Raw genomic sequence first — 16,150 nt, forward strand, 5'->3', positions numbered from 1 at the left:
CGCCGCCCATCGGGGGCGGCGTGCGTTTTCCGTTGCGGCCAGCGCCGTGGGGTCAGGGTGACCGGCGCCGGGATGCCCTAGTGCGCGGCGGCGTCCTTGTTCCGCTTCGGAATCAGGTGCATCACCAGGACGAGGATCGCGCCGACGATCAGTCCGACGACGGCGGAGGTCACGGTGCCCGCGGTCCAGGACAGCACCCCGCCGAACCCGCCGTGCACGAGCCCGCCGAACCAGTGCTCGACGTCGTGGAGGCGGTCGGCGGGCCAGTGGAACCCGGCCTCGCCGACGTTGACGAGCAGGATGTGGCCGCCGACCCACAGCATCGCGGCGATCCCGACGACGGTGAGCACCGACATCACCTTCGGCATTGCGGCGACGAGGCCGCGGCCGACCCGCTGACTGAACGCGGACCTGCGCTGCGCGAGCGCGAGGCCCATGTCGTCCATCTTCACGATCACCGCGACCACGCCGTACACCAGCGCGGTGATGAGGAACGCGACGACGATCAGCACCATCAGTCGGGTGACGAACGGTTCGTCCTCCACCGACGACAGCGAGATCACCATGATCTCGGCGGACAGGATCAGGTCGGTACGGATCGCGCCGCTGACCATCGTCTTCTCGTGCTCGGGCCCGGCGAGGGCGGCGGGGGCATCGGTTTCCTCGCCGTGGTGGCCGCCGGTGAGCGCCTCGTAGACCTTCTCGGCGCCCTCGTAGCAGAGGAACCCGCCACCGGCGATCAGCAGATAGGGCAGCGCCTGCGGCAGGAACTGGCTCAGGATCATCGCCACCGGGAGGATGATCAGCAGCTTGTTGCGGATCGACCCGATCGCGATCTTGCGGATGATCGGCAGCTCCCGCTTCGGGGAGAAGCCGTGCACGTAGCGGGGCGTCACCGCGGTGTCGTCGACGACCACGCCCGCCGCCTTGATGCTGGCCTTGCCCGCCGCCGCCCCGATGTCGTCGATGGACGCCGCCGCCACCTTCGCGATCGCCGCGACGTCGTCCAGCAGGGCGACGAGACCACCAGCCACGGGAACCTCCAAGTCGAATGGGCCGATCCGGTCGACGCCGGTACCGAACCCGACGCCATCGATATCCAACCACCGAACGGGCGGTTGCCGGGACCCGCTCCCGCGCGACGCCCCGGCAACCGCCGGTTCACGGGACGCCGCCGACCGCGGGCGGACGGTCAGAGCGCGTCGTCGGAGATCCCGCTCGTGTACGTGTCGACGTCGCCGACCGCGCCGGGGATGTCGGCGCCGGTGGCGTACGCGTCCTGGTCGCCGTCGTTGTCGCTGTCGACGGTGTAGAGGTCGAAGTCGCCGTCCCCGTCGGTGTCGACCATCGTCGCGTCGGTGACCGCGTCGGCGTCGCTGTCCAGGATGACGGTGTCGACCTGACCGTCGCGGTCGGTGTCCATCAGGATGGTGTCCGGCAGCCCGTCACCGTCGGTGTCGAGGCGGGTCTCGGTGACCACGCCGTCCTCGTAGGAGTCCTGGCGCACCGGCTGCCCGGTGCTGTCGTCGAGGTAGGTGGCGAGGTCGATGACGCCGTCGCCGTCCAGGTCCTGCCGCACCGGGCCCGCGTCGGCGGCGGCCGGGGCCGGGGCCGGGGTGGCGGCGCCCGTGCCGGCCGCCGAAGAGGAGGCGGCGGTCTCGGCGGCGGAGGTGGAGGTGGTGGAGGTGGCCGAGGTCGAGGTCGAGGTGTCGGCGGGTGCCGTGTCGAGGTTGACCTCGGCGTTGACGCTGTTCGCGGACAGGATCTCCTCCTGCTCGGCCTCTGCCCGCGCCTCCATCGCGTCGAGCTTCTCGTTCACCGTCATCGTGGGGTCGTCGGCGATGGCGGCCATGTCGCTCTCGTACTCGGCGACGTCGGCGTCGGTGTATGCGTCGTTGCTGCTCATCGTGTCGTCCTTTGCGTCGGCTGGCGTGTCGGTTCCGCTTACGGACATTCGATGCACCGGCGGGGCGGAAAGGTTCCCGGTGGCTCGAAGTTTTTTCGCGGCGCGCGGCGGCGGCACCTTTCGGCGCGATGGCGCATGCTGGAGAGGTCCGCATTCTCCGAGCGCACGAGGGGTCGACATGGGGTTCTACGCGAATCAGGTCGTGCCGCGGCTGGTCGACGTGAGCTGTGGGATGTCGCTGACCGGACCCGCACGGGAACGGGTGTGCGCCGGGCTGCGGGGCCGGGTCGTCGAGATCGGGTTCGGGTCCGGGCTCAACGTCCGCTACTACCCGGACGCCGTCGACTCCGTCAGCGCGGTCGAACCCGCCGACGTGGGCTGGAAGCTGGCGGCGCCGCGGCGCGCGGCGTCACGGGTTCCGATCGAGCGGTCCGGCCTGGACGGGCAGGCGTTGCCGTTCCCCGACGACCTGTTCGACACCGCGCTGTCCACGTGGACGATGTGCACGATCCCGGACGCGGTCGCCGCGCTGCGCGAGGTGCGGCGGGTCCTCGCCCCCGGAGGGACGCTGCACTTCGTCGAGCACGGCCTCGCACCGGACGAGAAGGTGCGGCGCTGGCAGCGTCGATTCGAGCCGATCCAGAAGACCGTCGCCGGCGGCTGCCACCTCACCCGCGACATCCCCGCCCTGGTGCGGGCGGCGGGGTTCGAGATTCGGGACCTCGACGCCTTCTATCAGGAGGGCGCCCCGAAGATCATGGGGGCGCTGTCGCTCGGCGTCGCCAGGTAGCCGTCCTGCCCGAAGAATTTCTCGGGGAGGTGTCGATCCGGGGCCTTCTCGTTCGACGTCCCGGATGAGAGGGTCGATGCGCGACCCGACGACGAAGGAGCCCGACATGCGGTACATGCTGATTATGCGCGCGACCGACGAGGCGATCGCGGCATCGAAGGACATCCCGTTCGAGCAGATCATCGAGGACATGGGCCGGTACAACGAGTCCATGATGAAGGCGGGTGTGCTGCTCGGCGGGGAGGGCCTGACCGAGGCGGAGGAGGGCTGCGTCGTCGATTTCAGCTCCGACCCGCCGCTGGTCACCGACGGCCCGTACGGCGAGACGAAGGAACTGTTCAACGGCTACTGGATCCTGGACGTCGCGTCCAGGGAGGAGGCTGTCGAGTGGGCGCGGCGCGCGCCGCTCGGCGCTGGCTCGAAACTGGAGATCCGCCGGGTGCACGGACCCGAGGACTTCCCGCAGGACAACGAGTGGGTGCAGAAGGAAGAGGGCTGGCGCGAGGAACTGGAGACCCGCAACGGCTGACCCGTGCCCGACCCCGCCGCGCAGCGCCGCCCGGACCCCACCGAGTCCGCGCGGCGCTCCGTCGCGGCCGTGTGGCGAATCGAGTCGGCCCGCATCGTCGCGACCCTGACCCGCACCGTCGGCGACTTCGGGCTCGCCGAGGACCTCGCCCAGGATGCGCTCGCCGACGCCCTCGCCCAGTGGCCGCGGTCCGGGGTCCCGGCGAATCCGGGGGCCTGGCTGACCGCCGTCGCGAAACGCAAGGCCGTCGACGGCTGGCGGCGGCGGGAACGCTACGACGAGCGGCTCGCCGCGATCGCCCGCGACCTTGAGGACGAGCGGACCCGCGCGACGGATCCGGTCGACGTGCCGGGCGACCCCGACCGGATCGACGACGACGTGCTGCGGCTGGTGTTCGTCTCGTGCCATCCGGTGCTGTCCAGGGAGGCGCGAGTGGCGTTGACGCTCAAGGTGGTCGGCGGCCTGTCCAGCGACGAGATCGCGCGCGCGTTCCTGGTCCCGACGGCGACGGTGCAGCAGCGGATCGTCCGCGCCAAGAAGACCCTCGCCGCGGCGAAGGTGCCGTTCGCGGTCCCGGACCGGTCCGAGTTCGGGGATCGGCTCGGCGCGGTCCTCAGCGTGCTGTACCTGATCTTCACCGAGGGGCACACCGCCAGCGCAGGCGACCGATGGCTGCGACCGGATCTGTGCCGGGAAGCGTTGCGGCTCGGCCGGATCCTCGCCGAACTGGTGCCAGCCGAACCGGAGCCGCACGGCCTCGTCGCGTTGATGGAACTGACCGCGGCCCGGTTCCCGACCCGCCTCGACGCGCACGGCGACCCGGTGCTGCTCGTCGACCAGGACCGTCGCCGATGGGACCGCGGCGCCGTGACCCGCGGCCGGGCCGCGCTGGTCCGGGCGGACGGCTTCGGGCGGGGTCGCGGCGCCTACGCGTTGCAGGCGGCGATCGCGGAATGCCACGCCGTCGCGGCATCGGTTGACGACACCGACTGGGATCGGATCGTGGTGCTGTACGAGGCCCTTGGCCGGCTCGCCCCGTCACCGGTGGTGGACCTGAACCGGGCGGCGGCGGTCGCGATGGCCTCCGGGCCCGCCGCGGCGCTCGCCATCGTCGACGGTCTCGTCGCCGACGGCAGACTCGCCGGGTACCGGCTGCTCCCCGCCACCCGCGCCGAGCTGCTGCTGCGGCTGGACCGGACCGCGGAGGCCCGCGCCGAGTTCGAGTCGGCGGCCCGGCTCACCGGCAACGAGCGGGAACGAAAACTGTTGCTGAACCGGGCCGCACACCTGACCGACGAACCGTGACGGGCGCCGTCCTGCCGCGCGCGCCACCGTCCGCTGTGTAACGCTTGCCGTCGACGCGGCGACACCCCTGACATGACGTGACGTGAGCGCACGGCACCGGGATGGTCTGCGCGTCGTCCGAGAGCGACGGATTGAGGAGCGGGACATGACTCTTCGCGGCTACTTCGCGCGGCATCGCCTCATCTCGATGGTGGCGGCACCGGCCGCCCTCGGTGTCGCGGGCGCCGCGACGGCCTGGGTGGCGTACGCACCGCCCGCCACGATCGACACCGAACTGACGGCGTCCACCACGGAATGCCACGACATGGTGACCGTGTCCATCGCTGGCCGCAACGACACCCCGCCGGACACCGTTCCCCGCCTCGTCGACGAGAACGGAAAGCCGTTGCCCGCGGCGCTGTCCGACGACTACAGCAGCCACTGGGTCGACCCGGTCGCCAACGCGCCCGGTGTCGTCAACACGCTCAAGCCGGGCTCCTACGCAAACCTCTACATCGCGTACCCCGCGAACATGGACAGCTACGAGCAGGCCGTCACCACCGGCGTCGACAACACCCAGCAGGTGATGCGGAAGATCCGCGAGGCCTGCCCGAACACCCGCTTCTCCGTCGTCGGCTACAGCGAGGGCGCCGACGTCGCCCGGCGGGTCGCGCAGAACATCGGCCACCAGGACGGCACCGACGGGTACGCGATCGTCGACCCCGCGAACGTGGTCGGGGTGGTGATCCTCGCCGACGCGGGCCGCGCGCTCGGGCAGGGACCGTTCCCCGGCGCGAAGAACCCCTTCCGCAATCCCGACGGCTTCGACACGCCCTACCAGACCGGGGAGAACACGGCGGGCGGCGCCGGTGCGGTCACCGGCATCGGGGGCGACGACTTCGGCGCCCTCGGCGGCAAGATCGCCGCGTTCTGCTCCGACGGCGACCTCACCTGCGCGGTGCCGGAGAACATCTCGCTGCTGCAACTGGTGGTGAACGTCGGCAGGCAGATGAACATCGACTCCCTGGAGAAGGACGGCCTGACCGCGGACAACGGCATCGGCGTCGCGATGGTGCTCGGCCGCATCGCCTCCGACGCGTTCGCGGTGATCCAGTCCACGCCCGGCTGGATGCAGTCCGACCAGACCTTCATGGACGTGCTGCTGGAGGTGTCGGATCCGGCGTACGACCCGACCGCGGTCGGCACCGCCGCGTTGCCGGTCACCCCGGTGGCCGACTCCATTGAGACCGAGAGCATGTCGCCGCTGGCGTACCTGCCGAGAAAGTTCTTCAACGAGGTCGTGAACCTGATCGTCACCAACCAGAACACGATCCCGGTGGTGCTCAGCGACCCGTATCAGCTGACCCTCGGCCCCGACACTGGCCACCACTTCGACTACTGGCGGGACACCGCCGACGGCAAGCCGCTTTCGTCCGCCGAGTACGCGGCCCAATGGCTCACCCGGCTCGCGGAGGACGCGCGGGACGGCATCCCGCTGCCCACCACGACGACGGTGGCCCCGACCACCACGACCTCCACCACGTCGACGACCGGCACCTCGACAACCACAACGACGGCCGACCCGACCACACGGCCGGGCACCGAGCCGCCCGTCGACCCGGGTACCGAGCCGCCCGTCGACCCGGACGCGAACGCGGACGCGGACGCGCGGATGCTCGCCGAGCCGGGCGCCGCCGCGCCGGCACCGGCACCCGCACCCGTCGACACCCGATCCCCGGCGGTGACGACGGACGTCGCCGAGCCGACCACCCCGGTGCAGGACCCGCCGTCGTCCACGGTGGCGCCGACCACCACCGCGGCCCCGACCAGCACCGCCGCGCCGAGCAGTTCGGCGGGGAGCGCCCCCGGCGCCGCGTGAGCTGCGCCTCACCGGCCGTCGCGGATTCGGGGATCGGCCCGCATCTTTCCTAACCTGAACGGTTGTGACGGGCAGCGGGGGACATCAGCGGACGGCGGTCGTCGACCTGCCGCTCCCCACCCCGGCCTCCCCGTGGTCGGCGATGGTGTCGGTGCCGCGGCGGGGCCGCCGCTGGCCGGGCGTGGTGCGCGGCGGGGTCGCGGTCGCGCTCCCCGGACTGGTCGGCGTCGCGGCCGGTGCGGGCGCGGTGTCCGCGATCGCCACCCTCGGCGCGTTCGCCGTCGTCTACGGCGAGACCCGGCCGTACCGGGTGCGGTGGCGGGTTGTCGGGCTGATCGGCGTGGTCCTCGTTGCCCTCGCCGGGATCGGTGCGGCCGTCGGGTCGGTGGTGTCCGCCGCTGACGGTTCCGCGTTGTCGCCGATGCTGATCGTGCTCGTGATGACGGCGGTGGTGGCCTGCTGCGCGTTCGTCGTCGATGCGCTGCGGCTCGGCGCGCCCGGCGCGTTCCTGATGGTGCTGACGCTGGAGATCGCGTCGGTGCTGCCCGCGGCGGGGGTCACCGTCGCCGCCGTCGTTGCCTGGACGGCGATCGGTGCGGGCACCGCGCTGGTGATTGCGATGGCCGGCGCCCCGGTGCGCCCGCGGACCCCCGAGCGGGCTGCGGTCGCCGCCGCGGTCGCCGCCGTCGACGCGGTGCTCCGCGACAACTCGCCCACCCATCGGCGGGCGGTGGTGCACGACCTGCACGTGGCGTGGCAGTGCCTGCACGACGCCGGGCTGGTGACGCCGGGGCATCCGCTGACCGAGGCGCTGCGGGCCGCGCACCTGCGGTGCGCGGCGGTCCTGCACGGCGTCGACCACGACGAGGCCGCGCCGGAGGACGACCTGCAGCCGCAGATCCCGCTGCGCAGGCCGTCGATCCGGTACCGGCTGGCGCGGGCCGCGCATCCCCGCGGCCGGTCGATGACGATCGTGGTCCGGTTGCTCGTCGCGTGCCCAACCGCCGGCGCGATCGCCGTGGTGGCCGGGGTCGGGCGACCGGACTGGGCGGTGATCACGGCCGCGATGATCCTGCACCAGGGCCCGGACCGGATCCTCGGCACGTACCGGGCCGCGCACCGGTTCCTCGGCACCCTGATCGGCCTCGCGGTGCTCGCCGGCCTGGCACTGTTCGACCTGCACGGCGCCGCCCTGGTCGTCGCCCTCGCGCTGTCGATGGCCGGGATCGAGGCGTACCTGGTGCGCAACTACGGGCTCGCGATGGTGTTCATCACCCCGCTCGCGATGATCCTCGGCGGGCTCGGCGCGCCGGGCGACCTGGTCGCGGTGTCCCGGGACCGCTTCCTCGAGACCGTGATCGGCGTCGTCGCCGCGGTCGCGGTGCTGTGGTGCGTGCTGCCCCGCGCGCACCGCCGGATCCTGTCCGACGCGGACCTGCAGGTGGCGGACACCATCGCCCGGATCACCCACACCGGCGACGCAGACAGACTGGCGGAACTGCGGCGGGACCTCGAGTTCGACCTGCACGCCTCGACGTCCGCGGCGATCACCGCCGCGCACTCCGACCCGGCGTGGACGCGCGAGCGCTGGCCCGAGCACCGCCGCCTGCACGAGTTCGGCTACCGGATCCTCACCGCGCCACCACCGCAATGACCGGACACCTGTCCACCCGCATGTCTAGGCTGATGCCTGAACCATGTCGCCGGACGAGAGTAGGTGTGTGCAGGTGAAGACCAAGGGCGCGCTGATCTGGGAGTTCAACCAGCCGTGGTCGATCGAGGAGATCGAGATCGGTGACCCGCACCGGGGTGAGGTCAAGGTGCAGATGGAGGCGTCGGGGATGTGCCACTCCGACCACCATCTGGTCACCGGGGGCATTCCGATGGGAGGCTTCCCGGTGCTGGGCGGCCACGAGGGTGCGGGCATCGTGACCGAGGTCGGGGAGGGCGTCGAGGACATCGCGCCCGGCGACCACGTCGTGCTGTCGTTCATCCCGTCGTGCGGCAAGTGCCCGTCCTGCCAGGCCGGGCTGCGCAACCTCTGCGACCTGGGGGCGTACCTGCTCGGCGGCGCCTCGGTCAGTGACGGCTCGTTCCGCGTCACGGCCAAGGGGCAGAACGTCTTTCCGATGACGCTGCTCGGCACCTTCTCGCCGTACCTGGTGGTGCACCAGAGTTCGGTGGTGAAGATCGACCCGTCGATCCCGTTCGAGGTGGCCTGCCTCGTCGGGTGCGGCGTCACCACCGGATACGGGTCGGCGACCCACACCGCGCAGGTCAGGCCGGGGGAGGACGTCACGATCGTCGGGATCGGCGGCGTCGGGATCTCGGCACTGCAGGGCGCGGTGAACTCCGGCGCCCGCTACGTGTTCGCGATCGACCCCGTCGAGTGGAAGCGGGAGCAGGCGTTGAAGTTCGGTGCCACGCATGCCTTCCCGTCCGTCGACGAGGCGGCCGGTGCGATCGCGGAGATCACCGCGGGCGGCATGTCGAAGAAGACGATCGTCACCGTCGGCGAGGTGCACGGCGAGGACGTCGACCTGTGGATGGGCATCACCGCGAAGGCGGGCACCGTGGTGCTGACCGCGATGGGCAGCCTCGTCGACAACCAGGTCACGCTGAACCTGTCGATGCTGACGCTGCTGCAGAAGAACCTGCAGGGCACCGTCTTCGGCGGCGCCAACCCGCACTACGACATCCCGCACCTGCTGTCGATGTACAAGGCGGGCAAGCTCAACCTCGACGACATGGTCACCCGGCAGTACCGGCTCGAGCAGATCAACGACGGCTACCGGGACATGCTGGAGGGACGCAACATTCGCGGGATCATCCGCTACACCGACGCGGATCGCTGACCGGGTCGGGTGCCGCCGCGCCGGTGGGCGGCACCCGGGCGGGGCGGATCACCCGTTCCTGCCGTCCCCGTCCTCCAGTTCGCGGATGCGCCGGGCGGCCTGCTCGAGTCGCTTCCTGCGCGCCTTGGCGTCGGACTCCTTCAGCTTCTCGTACACCTCCTCGTCGTCGTCGCTGTAGTTCAGGATCATCCGCGGCACGCTCAGGGTGACGATCAGGGACGGCCACACCAGCCAGGCGTAGTCCCAGTCGACGACGATCTGCAGGACCAGGAACGTGACCAGGGTGATGCCGATGATGACCCAGTCGAGCGATTCGACGATGCCGCCGCGGGAGCGCAGCGAGGTGAGTTCGGCCTCGGCCGCCGCCGCGGGACTGCTGTCGCGGATCGCGGGGGCGTCGTCGAACGGCACCTTCCGCACCCGGCCGTCGACGGCGGCCAGCGGCATCCCGCCCGGAAGCCCCTGGAATGCTCCGCCGAGCGCGCCGACGGTCCGCGCCTCGGCGATCACCCCCGAGCGCTCGTAGAACTCGGCGCTGTCCAGCCGGCCGTCGGCGTAGTGCCTGCTAATGGCGTCGAGCGCGTGCATCCGTTCGTCGTCGCTGAGCAGCAGGTCGGGGTCGGGCTCGGTGGGCATGGCGGCGGCGCTTTCTTGAGGAGGCTTCCGGACCGGTGTCGCTGCCGAGTCTAGGGGTGCGGGTCCGCCCCGCCGGGCAGGTGCGGCGGGCGCGGAGACAGCGCCGCCCGGCAGGCGTGCTCGAGTTCGACGACGACCGCGTCCAGCGGTCCCGACCCGCCCTGCGCCTGCGCCACGATCACTGCGCCCTCGAGGGAGCTGATGATCAGCACCGCGAGCGAGCGGGCCCGGCCGGGGGCGACGCCCTCGGCGACCAGCTTCCCGGTGATCGCCGCGCACCAGGTGTCGAAGGCGACCCCGGCGATCTCCCTGGCCCCCGGTTCGGTGCCCAACGCCGCCGCCGCGATCGGGCACCCCGACACGTAGTCGCTGGTCTGCAGGCGGCGCCCCCAGATGTCGACCAGGGTGCGGATCGTCCCGACGGTGTCGTTGGCGGCCAGGATCCGGCCGATGCTGGCGTCGAGCTGCTCGGCGGCGGACCGGGTCGCGTCCTCGATCAGTTGCGCCTTGCCGCGCGGGAAGTGGTGATAGATCGAGCCGCGGGGGGCGCCGCTGCGGGCGAGAACATCGGCGAACGAGGTTGCCGCGACGCCCCGTTCGCGCATCAGGGTCACCGCGCTGCCGATCATCGCCGCCCGGGGTCCGGCTGTCGGGTCCTGTCGCCTCGGCACTGCTCGCCCTTCCACTCGAATCACTTCTATGTAGAGTGTCATACATAGTTGCCGATCGCCAGGAGATTGACGTGACCCGGACCGCCACCCCGACCCATCAGCTGGACGCCGCACTCGACCTCATCGCCGAGGCCGACGGCAGGTTCACCGGGCGCACCACCGCCGAGTACGCCAACATGGTCGGCCCGTTCGGCGGCGTCACCGCGGCCACCCTGCTCGCCGCGGTGCTGCGGCACCCGGAACGGCTCGGTGATCCCGTCTCGCTGACCGTCAACTTCGCCGGGCCCGTTGCGGACGGGGAGTTCTCGATCGACGCGCGCCCGAGCCGGACGAACAGGTCGACCCAGCACTGGTCGATCGAGATGACCCAGGGCGGCGACGTCGTCACCACCGCGACGGCGGTGTTCGCGGTCCGCCGCGACACCTGGTCCGCCACCGAGATCGAGCCGCCCGCCGTGCCGCCCGCCGCCGAGGTCGAACCCTCCACCGCCGCATCCGCGTTCACCCGCTGGGTCGGCAACTACGAGATGCGGTTCGTCGAGGGCGGACTCGACTCGTTCGGCACCGAACGGGCGCACTCGACGTCGACGCTGTGGATCCGCGACGAGCCCGCGCGCCCGCTGGACTTCCCCGCGCTCACCGCGCTGTGCGATTCGTTCTTCCCTCGCGTGTTCCTTCGCCTCGGCCAGCCGTGCCCGATCGGCACCGTCTCGCTGACCGTGTACTTCCACGCCGACCAGGCCACCCTCGCCGCGCACGGTACGGACTCGGTGCTCGCCACCGCCCGTGCCCAGCGCTTCGGCAAGGGCTACTTCGACCAGTCGGGCGCCCTGTGGGGGTCGGCTGGCGCGCTGCTGGCCACCACCCACCAGGTGGTGTACTACAAGGCCTGACCCCGGCCCCGAACACGCCGATGCCCGGCGTCCCGTCGGGGACGCCGGGCATCCGGCATAACGTGTCAGGCCAGCTTGGCCAGCAGATCGGCGCGCTGGCGCGCACCGAGGCCCGCGACGCGGCGGGTCTCGGCGATGCCGACGGACTCCGCGATGTCGCGGGCCTTCACCTTGCCGACCTTCGGCAGGGATTCGAGCAGGTACAGCACCTTCGTCTTGCCGACGAGTTCGTCGGACTCGGCCTTGTCGAGCACCTCGACGAGGGTGACCTTGCCGGACTTGAGGTCCTCCCTCAGTTCGGCCCGTGCCTTCCGGGACGCTGCCGCCTTTTCGAGGGCGGCGGCGCGCTGTTCGGGGGTCAGGGTGGGCAATGCCATGAGATGTGCCTTTCTCGCGGTTCCCGGGGGAGAAACCCAGGCTAGAGCGGCGACGACCGTGAATCACGGTACCGCGCTCCCCGCGTGTCGTCACCGGGTCGCCGCGCGCCCGCCCCGCGTCACCGGGGTCTCTAGCTGCGCGAACGCCGCCGTCCCTGGCGATCGCCGATCAGCGGCCGAACAGGGACCGCAGGAAGCCGCCGCTCGACGCGGTGGGGTGCTCGCAGGTGCAGCGCCGGTCGGTGGGGACGTGGCGCATCACCTCGTCCACGTGGTTGCCGCAGCCCTTCCAGGTCGTCTTGCCGCAGGTCGTGCAGGGGGTGGGTTGGCACATGATGGGTCCTCTCGGTCGGCACTTCCGGCTCCCAATATACCCATAGGGGTATACCGCGCCCCGGTGTCCGCATGATGAGTCAGGAACGAGGCGAACTGGGCGCGATCCATCGGACGCCGGGCCCGCGCTTGGGACCATTCGGATCCTTGACCGCGCGTCCCGACTGGCGCAGAGAGGTCAACAGGTCGGTGACCTCCCGGCCGTCGGCGCCGGCGGCGACGACGTCACGATTGGTAACCACCTCCCCTGCGCGCAGGCGCTCCTCGATCCATTCCTGGACCGACACTGCGGCAACGTCCGTCGCCATCGCTCCACCAAGCGCCCTCCGCGCCGCCGAGGTCAGTACCCATTCGTCACCACGTTCGGTGAGGGTCTGTACGACACCGACCTCGTCGAGCCACTCCATGATCTGTGTTGCTTCGGCGGTGCCGGTTTGTGTCTGGGCGCAGACCTGCCGGAGCGTCATCAGTGGTGCACGCGAGAGGTGCCGAAGCACGATGAGAGTGTTGACGGCGTCAATAGTCTCGGATCCGAACCGGCCTCGCAGGCCAGCCAGGCCCGCTACGAAGGCGGTGTCGGGGCGCCCGGCGACCAGCGTGACGTTGACATGGAAGTCGTCGGCCTCGACCTCGGGCGCCGCCCGTCCCGTCGAGAGCATTGCCGACCACATGCGGTCGAAGCCGCGTGAGGATTCTTCAGCGAGACCGAGCGCCCGCATCCCGGCCATCAGGCGGTTGTTTCGTGGGACCGATTGCGTGGTCAGCGGGTGATCGGGTCTGACCCCGAACGGTAGTGATCCCGGCGACCATACCTTGAGCAGTCGCGGCGACTGGTCGACCACGACGGGCGAGGTCATCGACCAATCCCGGTGGATGAGGGCATTCGAGATCACCTCGTCGATCGCCTGGTCGGGAAACGCGGGCAATGCAACCTCTTGCCCGCCTGGGAGTTCCACCCGGGCATTCTCGGCATCTGCATGTCGACGTACCAGATCTTGGAGCTGATCGAAGACCAGGACCAGTGCCCCGCTCGTGCGTGAGTAGACCGAGAGCCCGGCAGGAATGCGGATGAGCAGCAGTCGGTGCCCGCGATAGTCCAGCTCGTCGGCTTCCACCCGCAGGTTACAAACCCGAGAGTTGTTGGAAAGTTATTGCAACAACTCTCCAACAACTAGGTCCTTCGCACGGCATGCCGCGCCCCGCTCGGGCGGGGGACAGGGGACGGAAACCGCAGGTCGGCGAGCGGGGAACGGGTAGTTCCCGAGTTGTGGAGGGTTCTTCATTACTCGGCCTGGCAGGATCGATCGGGTGAGCACCGCGAACCTGACCCGTGCCGAGACCGCAGCCCGTGCCGCCGCGATCACCGTCCGTTCCTACCGGGTCGAGCTGGACCTGACGTCCGCGCCCGACGCCGGCGTCCCCGGCTTCCCGACCGTCACCACCGTGGAGTTCGATGCCGCCGCCGACGCGACCTGGCTCGACTTTCTCGGCGGCTCGGTGCAGGCGGTCACCGTCAACGGCGTGTCGGCCGACGTCGACTACGACGGCGCCCGCATCGCGCTGCGCGGGTTGGCCGCATCCAACACCGTCGAGGTCCGCGGGACCGCCGTCTACAGCCGGTCGGGGGAGGGGCTGCACCGGTTTGTCGACCCCGTCGACGGGCAGACGTACCTGTACAGCCAGTACGAGCCCGCCGACGCCCGCCGCGTCTTCGCCTGCTTCGAGCAGCCGAACATGAAGGCGCCGTTCACCTTCGCGGTGACCGCGCCGCTCGGCTGGGAGGTGATCTCCAACCGTCCGGCGGAAACCAGGGAGGAGACCGGCGACCGCCAGCGCGTGGAATTCTCTCCGACGCTGCCGATCTCGACGTACCTCACCGCGATTGTCGCCGGGCCGTACCGCCGCGTCGACTCGTCGTGGACCTCCGGCGATCTCACGGTCCCGCTGGGTGTGCTGTGCCGCGCGTCGTTGGCACAGCACCTCGACGCCGACACCATCCTCGAGGTGACCGGGCAGGGCCTCGACTTCTTCCATGAGCAGTTCGAATTCCCTTACCCGTGGGGCAAATACGACCAGGTCTTTGTTCCCGAGTACAACCTCGGTGCGATGGAGAACCCGGGGTGCGTCACGTTCACCGAGGCCTACGTCTTCCGCGGTGCTGCCACCGCCGCCCAGTACGAGGCCCGCGCGAACACGATCCTCCACGAGATGGCGCACATGTGGTTCGGCGATCTCGTCACGATGCAGTGGTGGGACGACCTGTGGCTCAAGGAATCCTTCGCCGACTACATGGGTGCGCTCGCGAGCGCGGAGGCCACCGAGTGGACCGACGCCTGGGTGGCGTTCGCGAACCGCCGCAAGGCGTGGGCGTACTCGCAGGACCAGCTGCCGACCACGCACCCGATCGTCGCGGACATCGTCGACCTGGAGGCCGCGAAGCTGAACTTCGACGGCATCACCTACGCGAAGGGCGCGAGCGTGCTCAAGCAGCTCGTCGCCCACGTCGGACGGGACGCCTTCTTCGCCGCGTCCCGCCGCTACTTCCGCGACCACGCCTACGGCAACACCACCCTCGCCGACCTGCTGGAAGCGCTGTCGGCCGAGTCCGGGCGCGACCTGCAGGCGTGGGCGGACGCATGGTTGCGGACCAGTGGCGTCTCCACCATCACCCTGGAGCGGCGCCGCAAGCGCTACGAGATCGTGCAGACCGATCCCCGGCCGCACACCCTCGGTGTCGGCCTGTACGACTTCGACGAGTCCGGCGCGCTGGTGCGCACCGAACTCCTGGCCGTCGACCTCGCGGGCCCGCGCACCCCGATCGACCTCACCGAGACGCCGCTGGTGTTGCTCAACGACGGCGACCAGACCTACGCGAAGGTCCGGCTCGGTGGGTTCTCGGTCCGCACCGTCGAGGCGTCGCTGAACCGGATCGTTGATCCGCTGGCCCGCGGGCTGGTGTGGTCCGCGCTGTGGAACGCCACCCGCGACGGGGAGCTCGACCCGCACCGCTACCTCGCGACCGCGCGCCGCTTCGCTCCCACCGAACCGAACATGGCGTTGCTGACCGCGACGACGGCCAACGCGGCGTTCGCGATCGGTCACTATGTTCCCGACGGGGACCGTGCCGCCGCGCGCCGCGAATGGCTCGACACCTGTTGGGCCGCACTGCACTCCGCGGCCGCCGAGTCGGACTCGCTGCTGGTGCTGGCGCGGGCGACGGCCGCGGCAGCGGTGACCGACGACACGTATGCCGGGGAGATCCGCGCGATGCTCGACGGCACCGCCCCGGCGCCCGACGGGCTCGCCCTCGATCCCGACCTGCGCTGGTCCATGTGGACCGCGCTCGCCGCGACCGGGCACGCCGATGCGGCGGACCTCGACTCCGAACTCGCCTGCGACGACACCGCATCCGGGCGCACCGCCCACCGGCGCGCGCTGGCCGCCCGACCGGACGCCGCCGTCAAGGCGGCCGCCGTGACGGCCGCGCTGACCGACACCACGCTGACCAACGACCACCTGGACGCGACCATCGCCGGCTTCCGGGCGGGGGAGCGGCGGGACCTGATCGCGGACCACGACGACCGCTACTTCGCCGTGCTCGCCGACGTCTGGGCGGAACGGAGCATCGAGATCGCCCGACGCATCGTCGTCGGGCTCTTCCCGGCCGCCGACACCCTCGACGCGGTGGACGGCTGGCTCGACGCCAACGCCGCCGCGCCAGCCGCGCTGCGCCGACTCGTCGTCGAGCAGCGCGATCACCTAGCGCGGGACCTGCGGGTGCGGGCGCGGTCCTGGTGACCTGGAGCGCCTGGTGACCTGGAGCGCCTGGTGATGCGGAGTGCAGCGAGGGGAGTGCGGATGCCGGAGACCGTGCGGCGGGTCGACGCCGCGGAGCGGGGGGGCCGGGTGGACCCCTACAGCGACATGGGCTACATGCTGGAGGGCGACATGTGTCCCACACATATCTCCGAGCCTATGGGGCATCGGCAAACCTAGG

15 protein-coding genes are annotated in these 16,150 nt (G+C 70.9%); 8 read left to right on the forward strand and 7 right to left on the reverse strand.

What is annotated here, in order from left to right:
* Window positions 1–77: 77 nt before the first annotated feature.
* Both ACWF62_RS03170 and ACWF62_RS03175 read right to left on the reverse strand, forming a co-directional pair.
* The gene (locus ACWF62_RS03170) at window positions 78–1,034 is read right to left on the reverse strand and encodes a DUF808 domain-containing protein (protein WP_378569807.1); all 957 of its coding nucleotides are present in this window, start codon (window positions 1,032–1,034) and stop codon (window positions 78–80) included.
* 158 nt (window positions 1,035–1,192) lie between these two features.
* On the reverse strand, window positions 1,193–1,906 hold the full coding sequence (locus ACWF62_RS03175; protein WP_452629393.1) for a hypothetical protein: 714 nt from the start codon (window positions 1,904–1,906) through the stop codon (window positions 1,193–1,195).
* 178 nt (window positions 1,907–2,084) lie between these two features.
* Between ACWF62_RS03175 and ACWF62_RS03180 the strand changes: the two genes are divergently transcribed.
* The 6 genes from ACWF62_RS03180 (at window position 2,085) to ACWF62_RS03205 (ending at window position 9,243) form a co-directional block, all read left to right on the forward strand.
* Complete coding sequence (locus ACWF62_RS03180) at window positions 2,085–2,696, forward strand: class I SAM-dependent methyltransferase (RefSeq protein WP_452629394.1); 612 nt, start codon at window positions 2,085–2,087, stop codon at window positions 2,694–2,696.
* A gap of 106 nt (window positions 2,697–2,802) precedes the next feature.
* Window positions 2,803–3,225 carry a YciI family protein gene (locus ACWF62_RS03185; protein WP_378507579.1) on the forward strand — a complete coding sequence of 141 codons (423 nt, stop codon included), beginning with the start codon at window positions 2,803–2,805 and terminating at the stop codon, window positions 3,223–3,225.
* A gap of 3 nt (window positions 3,226–3,228) precedes the next feature.
* A complete protein-coding gene (locus ACWF62_RS03190) occupies window positions 3,229–4,530 on the forward strand; it encodes an RNA polymerase sigma factor (RefSeq protein ID WP_452629395.1) in 1,302 nt (433 codons plus the stop codon).
* A gap of 145 nt (window positions 4,531–4,675) precedes the next feature.
* Entirely contained in the window at window positions 4,676–6,388 is a 1,713-nt protein-coding gene (locus ACWF62_RS03195) for a cutinase family protein (protein WP_452629396.1), read from the forward strand.
* A 142-nt stretch (window positions 6,389–6,530) separates the two neighbouring features.
* The gene (locus ACWF62_RS03200) at window positions 6,531–8,042 is read left to right on the forward strand and encodes an FUSC family protein (protein WP_452629468.1); all 1,512 of its coding nucleotides are present in this window, start codon (window positions 6,531–6,533) and stop codon (window positions 8,040–8,042) included.
* A gap of 73 nt (window positions 8,043–8,115) precedes the next feature.
* Window positions 8,116–9,243, forward strand: coding sequence for an NDMA-dependent alcohol dehydrogenase (locus ACWF62_RS03205; RefSeq protein ID WP_378507581.1), 1,128 nt, complete (start codon window positions 8,116–8,118; stop codon window positions 9,241–9,243).
* A gap of 48 nt (window positions 9,244–9,291) precedes the next feature.
* Here the strand turns inward: ACWF62_RS03205 and ACWF62_RS03210 are convergent, their stop codons facing one another.
* Complete coding sequence (locus ACWF62_RS03210; protein WP_378507582.1) at window positions 9,292–9,879, reverse strand: DUF1707 SHOCT-like domain-containing protein; 588 nt, start codon at window positions 9,877–9,879, stop codon at window positions 9,292–9,294.
* A gap of 50 nt (window positions 9,880–9,929) precedes the next feature.
* The gene (locus tag ACWF62_RS03215; RefSeq protein WP_452629397.1) at window positions 9,930–10,550 is read right to left on the reverse strand and encodes a TetR/AcrR family transcriptional regulator; all 621 of its coding nucleotides are present in this window, start codon (window positions 10,548–10,550) and stop codon (window positions 9,930–9,932) included.
* A gap of 71 nt (window positions 10,551–10,621) precedes the next feature.
* On the opposite strand from ACWF62_RS03215, the gene ACWF62_RS03220 reads away from it, so the two are divergent.
* Complete coding sequence (locus tag ACWF62_RS03220; protein ID WP_452629398.1) at window positions 10,622–11,443, forward strand: acyl-CoA thioesterase; 822 nt, start codon at window positions 10,622–10,624, stop codon at window positions 11,441–11,443.
* A 65-nt stretch (window positions 11,444–11,508) separates the two neighbouring features.
* On the opposite strand, the gene mihF is transcribed toward ACWF62_RS03220, so the two are convergent.
* From mihF to ACWF62_RS03235, 3 genes are all read right to left on the reverse strand, one after another.
* Window positions 11,509–11,820, reverse strand: coding sequence for an integration host factor, actinobacterial type (gene mihF, locus ACWF62_RS03225; protein WP_378507585.1), 312 nt, complete (start codon window positions 11,818–11,820; stop codon window positions 11,509–11,511).
* A 169-nt stretch (window positions 11,821–11,989) separates the two neighbouring features.
* A complete protein-coding gene (locus tag ACWF62_RS03230; protein WP_378507586.1) occupies window positions 11,990–12,154 on the reverse strand; it encodes a hypothetical protein in 165 nt (54 codons plus the stop codon).
* A gap of 79 nt (window positions 12,155–12,233) precedes the next feature.
* Window positions 12,234–13,268, reverse strand: a complete 1,035-nt coding sequence (locus ACWF62_RS03235; RefSeq protein WP_452629399.1) for an ATP-binding protein — start codon at window positions 13,266–13,268, stop codon at window positions 12,234–12,236.
* 193 nt (window positions 13,269–13,461) lie between these two features.
* Between ACWF62_RS03235 and pepN the strand changes: the two genes are divergently transcribed.
* Entirely contained in the window at window positions 13,462–15,951 is a 2,490-nt protein-coding gene (gene pepN, locus ACWF62_RS03240) for an aminopeptidase N (RefSeq protein ID WP_452629400.1), read from the forward strand.
* The last annotated feature ends 199 nt before the right edge of the window (window positions 15,952–16,150 follow it).

It is taken from the genome of Rhodococcus sp. NPDC054953, assembly GCF_053609225.1.